Raw genomic sequence first — 8,602 nt, forward strand, 5'->3', positions numbered from 1 at the left:
GCCCGATGTCCCGCCGGCCGGGAGTGGTTCCACCGGCCGGCGGGACATCGGGCGGGGTGGGGAAGCCGTCGTGGGCGTGCGCTGCTGGCTCTGTCGCGGGGACGGCCGGCGGGCCGACCGGGTCGGTGAACGACTCCCCGGCCATGCCCGCGAGGACGACGGGGTCGGGGAAGGCCTCCCCGCCGGCCACACCTGCGGTGAGCCCGGCCCCCGTTGCGGCCGTTTCCGTGCCGGCCCCCGTTGCGGCCGTCTCCGTGCCGGGCCTCGGGACGTCCGTCACGCCGTTGTCCGCGACGCCGCTCGATCTGCTCTCCGCGTACTCCAGCCCGCCCCAGCCGAGCACCGCCTCCGCCAGGGCGAGACCGAGCCCGTGGTTGAACCGGCCGAGCTGGTCCGCGGCAGCGGCGCAGTGCCCGCAGCCCTGGATATGCGCGCGTAGATCCGGGTCGATGCCGAGGCCGCCACGCCGGTACGTCACGTCGAGCAGGCGGAGATAGCGCCGGCACTCCTCGTCCGGCGCGAGTTCGCGGTGCAGTTGGAGGCTCTCCTCGCGCAGCCGGTCACGGGCCCGGTCCAGTTCGACGCGGGCGCCCTCCTCGTCCAGCCCGAGCAGCCCGGCCGGGGCGGCGAGCGGTTCGGCCTCGACCTCGACGTGCCACAGCAGACAGCGCGCCGACTGGGGCAGCCGCTGGAAGGCACCGGACAGCAGGCGCCGGTGCTGCTGCGGCAGCAGCCGGGCACTCACCCGCTCCCCCTCGCCGGCCCCGGACAGCAGTTCCGGGTGGAGCATGTCGCGTCTGTGGTCGGTGGCCCACTCGGCGGCGATACGCCGCACGGTGACGAGCAGATGGGGCCGCCACGCGGAGGTGGGGCCGGTCTGGCGCAGGGTTTCGCCGAAGATCCGGGTGAATGCGGCGGTGGTGAGTATTCCGGCGGAACGCGGCCCGTCGGTGCACAGCCGGGCGTAGGCGGAGGCCGCCTCCCAGTGCCGGTCCAGCAGCTCGCCGACGGGGTGAAGCGCGGGGGTCGCCCCCGTCCACTTCCTGAGCTCGGCGCTCAGTTGCTCGTCCGTCGCGCCGATCCTGCGGGCCGGACCCGGAGAATTCGACGGGCCTGCGTCGTTCACGGCTGCATTCCTCTCAAGGACATGCGGGAGAAAGTCCATACCAAGGGGTATGTCGACCCGGCGGCCTCGCGCATGCGAAGAAAGGCGTGTTGTCCGGACGCCGACAGGGCACACCTTTGCACAGGTCAGCGACAGGGAACAAGTGATCGCCCGGTTTCGTGCATTGCGTAGGTGGCCAGAGCCTTTTGACAAAACGTCAATGTGCGGTGCGAAAGGGATTTCCGCACTGTCCGTTCTGTTTTTTTCCGATGCGTTTTCGCGACTCGTCCCGGAACCAATGACCACACCGCCGCTCAGCCCCACCGGCCGCCGTGAGCGGCGTTCCGGTAGGCCCCCGGAGGTGTCCCGTAGCGCTCGCGGAAGACGCGGTTGAAGTGGAACGGGCTGGCGAAACCCGAGGCCGCGGCGACGCGTTCCACGGGCAGGTCGGTGCCTTCCAGCAGGCGGGCGGCGTGACGCAGCCGCGCCTCGCGCAGGGCGCGCATGGGCGACCGGCTGAGCTGGCGGCTGAACAGATGGGCGAAGCGGGACGGCGACAGGGAGACCTGTTCGGCCAGTGAGCGGACGGTGTGCGGGGCGCCCGGGTCGGCGTCGATCAGCTCCTGGGCCCGTTGGATCCGTGCGTCGATGCCGGGGCGGGGTGCCGTCGGCCGGGCACCGGCGGTGGTGAGGAGGACGATCTCCTCCAGTGCGCACAGGGCCAGTTCGCGGGCGACGCCGCCGTGCGCGACGGCGATCTGCCCGTCCGGGTCCGCGGTGTCGTCCGCGGCAGCCTCCGAGGTCACCGCCTCGGGCGGTGGTGGCCCGGCCCCGGGCCGGCGGGCGTCGGCGTGCATCCGCCGGAACGCCGCCTCGACACGGCCGTGCACTCCGGCCGGGGCGGACGCGACCACGTACATCCCGTCACCGGCCTCGTACGGCCGCAGCCACGCGGCCCACGACGGGCGGGCCCGGCAGTGCGCCCACCAGAACCGCCAGCGCCGGGCGCCGGGCTCGACCGCGTAGCGGTGCGGGGCCCCCGGGGCGAGCACCACCAGGTGGCCCGCGCCGGCCGAGGTCTGCGCCCCGCCCTGCCAGAGCCGCCCACGGCCTCCCGTGGTCCAGGTGAAGAGCCAACTCGCCGACCCCCTCGGGCGGTTGACGACGTAGCCGGGCGGCTGGTCGAAGCGGCCGAGCACGACCAGGCCGGGCGGCGGTGCGGGGTCCCCGTCGTGCCCGTGCTCAGCAGTACCGGGCAATCCGTCAGCACGCACGGGCATCCTCCTCGGCACGTCGGTGGCCTAGCGTGTCGTGCCGGGGACCACTGACCGAGGAGTGCGCTCATGACAGTCACGGGCAACGGCGCCGCCGGCGCTCCCATCCTGGACCCTGCCGCGCTCCGGCGGTACCGGGAGGATTTCCAGCAGGACGGTTTCACGGTCGTGCGCGGGCTCTTCGGGGCCGACGAGACCGAGCGGCTGTGCGACGAGTTCACGGCGCTGCGTGCGGCCGGTCCGGTTCCCGGGCACTTCGAGCCGCGCGCGTCGGGGCCGGGCGCCGATCCGCTGCACGTCTGGCCGCGGGTGATGCACCCGCACGAGATCAACGACCTCGCTCGCGACGTCCTGCTGGACGCCCGGCTGCGGACGGTGCTGGAGGTGCTCCTCGGGGAGGAGGTCCTGGCCGCGCAGAGCATGTTCTACTTCAAGCCGCCGGGTGCCCGGGGGCAGGCGCTGCACCAGGACAACTTCTATCTGCGGGTGGAGCCGGGCACGTGTGTGGCGGCGTGGCTGGCCTGCGAGGTGATCGACCGGGACAACGGCGGGCTGGAGGTCGTGCCGGGCACGCACCGGATGGACCTGTTCTGCCCGGAGGAGGCGGACGCGGGAGTGTCCTTCGCGCGGGAGTACGTTCCGCCGCCGCCCGGTCTGGCCGCCGTGCCGGTGGACATGGAGCCGGGGGACGTCCTGTTCTTCAACGGCAGTCTGGTGCACGGGTCGCAGCCGAACGCGACGGCGGACCGGTTCCGGCGGTCGTTCATCGGGCATTACGTGGGGCGGTCGGCGGAGCGGATCGGCAGGTTCTACCGGACCTTGACGATGAGCGGGGCGCGGGTGGTGCTCCCGGAGAGCGAGGGGGCGGGGCCCTGCGGGACGGAGTTCGCGCCGCGGGGCCCCCACTGATCTGTCGTCTGCCGGTTCCCAGGGGGCCGGTATCAGTGACCGGCGATCGGATGCGGTGTGTAGGGCCGCTCCAGTTCCTCGAGTTCCTTGTCACTGAGTTCCAGCTCCACCGCTGCCACCGCGTCGTCCAGGTGCTGGGGCTTCGACGCCCCCACGATCGGGGCGGTCACCGTGTCCTGGTGAAGCAACCAGGCGAGGGCGACCTGGGCCCGGGGCACGTCCCGCTCCCCGGCGATGCGGGTGACCGCCTCGACGATGGTGCGGTCGCCCTCCTGGTACAGGTTGCTGCCGAAGGTGTCGGTGGCGCTGCGCTCGGTCGTGGTGTCCCAGTCGCGGGTGAGACGGCCGCGGGCGAGCGGGCTCCAGGGCAGCACGCCGACGCCCTGGTCCGCGCACAGGGGCAGCATCTCGCGCTCCTCCTCGCGGTAGAGGAGGTTGTAGTGGTTCTGCATGGAGACGAAGCGGGTCCAGCCGTTCAGCCGGGCGGTGTACTGGGCCTTGGAGAACTGCCAGGCGTACATCGAACTCGCCCCGATGTAGCGGACCTTGCCGGCCTTGACGACGTCGTGCAGGGCCTCCATCGTCTCCTCGACGGGGGTGTGCGGGTCGAAGCGGTGGATCTGGTAGAGGTCGACGTAGTCGGTGCCGAGGCGGGTGAGGCTCTGGTCGAGCTCGCTGATGATCGCCTTGCGGGACAGGCCGCCGCCGTTGGGCCCCGGCCGCATCCGGCCGTGCACCTTCGTGGCGAGCACGATCTCGTCGCGGCGGGCGAAGTCGCGCAGGGCCCGGCCGACGATCTCCTCGCTGGTGCCGTCGGAGTAGACGTTGGCCGTGTCGAAGAAGTTGATCCCCGCCTCGACCGCCTGCCGGATCAGCGGGCGTGAGGCCTCGTCGTCGAGGGTCCACTCGTGCCGGCCCCGGTCCGGCAGGCCGTAGGTCATGCACCCCAGACAGATCCGCGAGACGTCCAGGCCCGTCGAACCGAGCTTCACGTACTGCATCGTTGCTGCTCCTGCCTTCGGGAGGTGTTCCAGGGGGAGCGTACGTGCTCGTGCGCACTCGAAGGCGTCAGCCGGGTTCGACCAGGTCCAGCGCCCGTTCCCAGCCGAACTCCGGCCGGCCGCCGTCCTCGTCGGGTTCTCCGGTGTACGGCTGCCCGAACCGCACGCCCATGCCCCGCAGCCGTTCGAGACTGTCCCGGTAGGCGGGGTGGGAGGCCAGGGCGTCGGCCACGCACGGCAGGACGGCGACCGGCACGCCCAGCCCCGCGACCTCGCACAGGGTGCCCAGGGCGAGGGTGTCGGCGATGCCGGCCGCCCACTTGTTGACGGTGTTGAAGGTGGCGGGTGCGACGACCACGGCGTCGGGCGCCGGGAACGGGCGCGGCTCGCCCGGGGTGCGCCAGGCGGACCGGATCGGGCGGCCCGTCTGGGCCTCGACGGCCGCGGTGTCGAAGAAGCCGTTCATGGCGACGGGCGTCGCGATGACACCGACCTCCCAGTCGCGCTCCTGCGCGGCGGTGATCAGTTTGCTGACGTCCGCGGCGATGCCGGCGGCGCAGACGACGACGTAGAGGAAGGGCTTCCGGGCGGCCTGTTCGGTCATCCCGGAAACCCTAGTCACTCCATCGGGCTCACCGGACGGGAAACGTGGCTCCGCGCTCCCGTTCCGGCCGCGGGCCGAAGATGCGGCGGTCCCGCTCCTTGATCGGCACGTCGTTGATGCTCGCCTCGCGGCGGGTCATCAGGCCGTGCTCGTCGAACTCCCACAGTTCGTTGCCGTAGGAGCGCCACCACCGGCCCTCCGCGTCCCGGCACTCGTACTGGAAGCGGACCGCGATGCGGTTGCCGTCGAAGGCCCACAGGTCCTTGCGCAGCGCGTACTCCCGCTCGCGCTCCCATTTCCCGGTGAGGAACTCGACGATCTCGGCACGCCCGGTGAGGAACGTGTCGCGGTTGCGCCAGACGGAGTCCTCCGAGTAGGCGAGGGCGACCTTGTGCGGGTCGCGGGTGTTCCAGGCGTCCTCGGCGGCCTGGACCTTCTGCGCGGCGGTGTCCCGGGTGAAGGGCGGCAGCGGCGGGCGGTCGGTCACGGATCCTCTCAGCTCACCGTCTCCGACACGGTGATGGCGCTCACCGGGCACGCCCGGGCCGCCTCCCGCACCAGGGGGCTGCCGCCGCCGTCCTCCTGGCCGGGCAGCAGGGCGCTGTAGCCGTCGTCGTCCTGGGTGAACACGTCCGGGGCGGTCAGGGCGCACTGGCCCGCGCCGATGCAGACGTCCTTGTCGATGTCGATGTGCATGTCGGAAGCCTCTTACCAAGTCACGGGGAGTTCCAGCATCCCCTGGATCGTGTCGCCCGGTTTGAAGGGGATCTCCTCGGCCGGGGCGGCCAGCCGCAGCGTGGGCAGCCGGTCGAAGAGGGTGTGCAGGGCGATCTCGAGTTCGGCGCGGGCGAGGTTCTGGCCGAGGCACTGGTGGATGCCGAAGCCGAAGGCGACGTGGTGGCGGGCCGATCGGCTCCAGTCGAGCGCGTCCGGCTCGGGGTAGACCGTCTCGTCGCGGTTGATGACGGAGGTCGCGAAGACCACGCCGTCACCCTTGCGGATCGTCGTCCCAGCCACCTCGATGTCCTCGACGGCCAGGCGCAGCAGGCCGTCGGCGATCGACAGCATCCGCATCAGCTCCTCGACCGCGGCCGGCAGCAGCCGCGGGTCGGCGCGCAGCTCGGCCAGCCGCTCGGGGTGCTGGAGCAGGGTGAAGGTGCCGAGCGAGATCATGTTGGCGGTCGTCTCGTGGCCCGCGACCAGCAGGATGAGCGCCAGGGCGGTCAGGCCCTCGCGGTCGAGCGCGCCCTCGCGCAGCTGCCGGTGGACGAGGTCGTCGAGCAGGCCGGTGCCGGGGTCTTGCTGCTTGCGGTCGATCAGCTCGCCGAAGTACGCCTCCAGCCGGTCGCGGGCGTCCTCCACGTCGGCGGTCTCCGGGCCGCGCAGCAGCCGTCGTGACTGGGTCTCGAAGAAGTCGTGGTCGGCGTACGGGACGCCGAGCAGGGCGCAGATCACCATGGACGGCACGGGCAGCGCGAAGGCGCTCACCAGGTCCGCGGGCGGCCCCTGGGCGATCATCGCGTCGAGCCGTTCGTCGACGATCTGCTGGATCCGTGGCCGGAGTTCGACGGCCCGCTTGAGGGTGAAGTCGCCGACGACCATCCGCCGCTGGGCGTGGTGCTCGGGGTCGTCGACGCCGAGGAGGGCCGTTCTGCGGTTCTTGATCCCGGCGAATCGCCGGGTCGGGGCGGGGAAGCCGGGACGGCTGCGGTCGGAGGACAGGCGCGGGTCGGCCAGCAGCGCGCGGGCGGTCGCGTGGCCGCTGACCAGCCACGCCTCACGGCCGTCGAAGAGGGTGATACGGGTCAGGGGGCGCTCGCTGCGCAACGAGTCGTACGCGGCGGGCGGCTGGTAGGGGCAGGTCCGGCTCTGGGGGAAGGCGACGGGTGCGGTCGTTTCCGTCATGAAGACCTCGCAGACGAAGTGTGCGTCGTGCCGATCTTCATTAGATGCCCCAGGCACCTATGGAGCGACGCGAAGTTCGGCCAGATCGGTGGCGGCGGCAACATGGCCGAGGAACGCCGTCTTCCCGTTCGAACGTGGGGCTTCGGGGGGCCGGGTGGTGAGAGCCTGCCCCTTGCCGGAAGCGGCAGCGTGCCGGTGCCGGTGGGAAAACCGGTTGTCGGTGGGGCGGGGCAGGGCCCAGGATCCAGCCATGTCTGTCGTCGCCGTCCTGCTGCCGCTGTCCGCCGCCGCTCCTGCCGCGCGCCGACAGCAGCGGGCCGGCCGCCGCGGAGGGCCGACGCCACCGCGGTCATGACGGCCGCGCTCGTCGCGGGGCTGCTCGCCGGGTACGGCATCGCCGTCCCCGTCGGCGCCGTCGGGACGTATCTCGTCTCCCTCACGGCCCGCACGTCCCTGCGCACCGGTGTCTGCGCCGCGCTCGGCGTCGCCACCGCCGACGGGCTGTACGCCCTCGCGGCCACGCTCGGGGGCACGGCCCTGGCGGGCGCGCTGCGGCCGGTGCTCGGGCCGCTGCGGTGGGTTTGTGTCCTGGTGCTGCTCGCGCTGGCGGTGTGGGGCGCGGTCACGGCCGTGCGCGCCTACCGCGGCCACCGGCTCGCCCCACGGACGGTCCCCGCTCCCCCGGGCCCCGCCCGGGCCTATCTGGGACTGCTCGGCATCACCCTCCTCAATCCCACGACCGTGATCTACTTCGCGGCCCTCGTGCTCGGCTCCCGGGCCGCGGGCCCGGCCGGACCTGGGGAGCAGGGCGTCTTCGTACTCGCCGCCTTCGCCGCCTCGGCGAGCTGGCAGGTGCTGCTCGCCGGGAGCGGAGCGCTGCTGGGGCGGGCGCTGACCGGTCCCCGGGGCCGGCTGGGGACGGCACTGGTGGCGAGCGGTGTGATGACCGTCCTGGCCGTACGGATGGCAGTGGCTCCGGGGTAAGACGCGGTGCGTTACGGATGATCCGCGGGCGTATAGATGTTGAAGTGGGATGCCGGTCAACGGTGACACGACGAAGGGACGGATGCCATGCCCCTCCAGGGCGAGTACGAACCCAGCCCGACACAGTGGGTGCGCAAGCAGGTGGAACTGTACGAGAGCTCCGGCGGTACGCAGGGCACGACCCTCCAGGGCTCGACGATGCCGGTGGTCGTCCTGACCTCACGGGGTGCCAGGAGCGGCAAGCTGCGCAAGACACCGGTGATGCGGGTGGAGCACGGAGGGCGGTACGCCGCGGTCGCCTCCCTCGGCGGCTCGCCCAAACACCCGGTCTGGTACTTCAACATCAAGGCCGATCCGCACGTGGAGCTCCAGGACGGTCCGGTCAAGCAGGACATGATCGCCCGTGAGGTCACGGGCCAGGAGAAGGCCGAGTGGTGGGACCGCGCCGTCGCGGCGTATCCGCCCTACGCCGACTACCAGAAGAAGACGGACCGGGAGATCCCGGTGTTCGTCCTGGAGCCGGCCGACGGCGGGTGAGGCGGGGGGCCTTCGGGCGCGCCCCCGGGCGAACATTCCGGCCGGGTGAGGATGCGCAGTCCGGGCGGTCCGGCAGCGGCCGACCGCCCAGGCACCCGTTCTCCGGCCGAAGAGGGCGAAGCGGCCCTCGCCCGTCCGCCGGGGCACGGGTTGCCGCGGGCCCGGCGGGGCCCGGAACACCACCTGTTCGCCGTGGCCCGAACACCGCGCGCCCGGCGAGGCCGGAAACGCCACCCGTCCGCCGGGGCCCGAACACCGCCCGCCCAGCGAGGCCGGGGAGCGC

Annotated in this window: 10 protein-coding genes; 3 read left to right on the top strand and 7 right to left on the bottom strand. The window is 72.5% G+C overall.

Features of this window, described 5'->3' with window-relative positions:
- A partial coding sequence (locus CCL05_RS07285) for an RNA polymerase sigma factor (protein ID WP_425275898.1) occupies positions 1 to 1,126 on the bottom strand: 1,126 nt, incomplete at its 3' end.
- 293 nt (positions 1,127 to 1,419) lie between these two features.
- On the bottom strand, positions 1,420 to 2,385 hold the full coding sequence (locus CCL05_RS07290) for a helix-turn-helix domain-containing protein (RefSeq protein WP_086559657.1): 966 nt from the start codon (positions 2,383 to 2,385) through the stop codon (positions 1,420 to 1,422).
- Positions 2,386 to 2,448: 63 nt separating this feature from the next.
- Between CCL05_RS07290 and CCL05_RS07295 the strand changes: the two genes are divergently transcribed.
- A complete protein-coding gene (locus CCL05_RS07295) occupies positions 2,449 to 3,288 on the top strand; it encodes a phytanoyl-CoA dioxygenase family protein (RefSeq protein WP_086559658.1) in 840 nt (279 codons plus the stop codon).
- Positions 3,289 to 3,320: 32 nt separating this feature from the next.
- Here CCL05_RS07295 and CCL05_RS07300 read toward each other — a convergent pair whose 3' ends face one another.
- The 5 genes from CCL05_RS07300 to CCL05_RS07320 form a co-directional block, all read right to left on the bottom strand.
- Positions 3,321 to 4,289: an aldo/keto reductase gene (locus CCL05_RS07300; protein WP_086559659.1), complete on the bottom strand. Its 969-nt coding sequence runs from the start codon at positions 4,287 to 4,289 to the stop codon at positions 3,321 to 3,323.
- A gap of 67 nt (positions 4,290 to 4,356) precedes the next feature.
- Positions 4,357 to 4,893, bottom strand: a complete 537-nt coding sequence (locus CCL05_RS07305; RefSeq protein ID WP_086559660.1) for a flavoprotein — start codon at positions 4,891 to 4,893, stop codon at positions 4,357 to 4,359.
- A gap of 28 nt (positions 4,894 to 4,921) precedes the next feature.
- A complete protein-coding gene (locus tag CCL05_RS07310; RefSeq protein ID WP_086559661.1) occupies positions 4,922 to 5,380 on the bottom strand; it encodes a nuclear transport factor 2 family protein in 459 nt (152 codons plus the stop codon).
- Between the two features lie 8 nt (positions 5,381 to 5,388).
- Positions 5,389 to 5,589 (bottom strand): ferredoxin, encoded by a 201-nt coding sequence (locus CCL05_RS07315; RefSeq protein WP_086559662.1) that lies wholly within the window; start codon positions 5,587 to 5,589, stop codon positions 5,389 to 5,391.
- Between the two features lie 12 nt (positions 5,590 to 5,601).
- Positions 5,602 to 6,798, bottom strand: coding sequence for a cytochrome P450 (locus tag CCL05_RS07320; RefSeq protein WP_086559663.1), 1,197 nt, complete (start codon positions 6,796 to 6,798; stop codon positions 5,602 to 5,604).
- 351 nt (positions 6,799 to 7,149) lie between these two features.
- Between CCL05_RS07320 and CCL05_RS07325 the strand changes: the two genes are divergently transcribed.
- Positions 7,150 to 7,782, top strand: a complete 633-nt coding sequence (locus CCL05_RS07325) for a LysE/ArgO family amino acid transporter (protein WP_086559664.1) — start codon at positions 7,150 to 7,152, stop codon at positions 7,780 to 7,782.
- An 87-nt stretch (positions 7,783 to 7,869) separates the two neighbouring features.
- Complete coding sequence (locus CCL05_RS07330) at positions 7,870 to 8,319, top strand: nitroreductase family deazaflavin-dependent oxidoreductase (protein WP_086559665.1); 450 nt, start codon at positions 7,870 to 7,872, stop codon at positions 8,317 to 8,319.
- The last annotated feature ends 283 nt before the right edge of the window (positions 8,320 to 8,602 follow it).

The organism is Streptomyces africanus (genome assembly GCF_002150735.1).
Lineage (GTDB): Bacteria > Actinomycetota > Actinomycetes > Streptomycetales > Streptomycetaceae > Streptomyces > Streptomyces africanus.